This is a genomic window from Monashia sp. HAY1-5C, from assembly GCF_056755255.1.
In genome coordinates this window covers 1-230 of sequence record NZ_JBPGXG010000888.1, presented here as the reverse complement: position 1 = coordinate 230, position 230 = coordinate 1, and the positions used below count along the sequence as shown (strand labels likewise).

Genomic DNA, 230 nt, shown 5'->3' with positions numbered 1-230 from the left:
GGAAAAACACAGCACCCGAAGCGCAACTCCGTTGCGTGGGCTCGGAGATGTGCATAAGAGACCGCTCTAGCGGAGGGCGGCCCGATGGCCGTCTCGTGCGCCGGGCCCGGCTCGCCGCGGAGATGGCCGTCCTCTCGGCGCTCCTGCAGGCGTCCGCGGAGGGACGAACCCGAGCCGTCGAGCGCACGGCGGCCCTCCTGCGCGAGCCGGACGAGCGCACGGAGGACCTC

1 pseudogene is annotated in these 230 nt (G+C 72.2%); it reads left to right on the top strand.

Annotation, left to right across the window (positions count from 1 at the left end):
- Positions 1-47: 47 nt before the first annotated feature.
- Positions 48-230: pseudogene (locus ACR9ZK_RS23855) on the top strand (hypothetical protein); the annotation flags it as partial.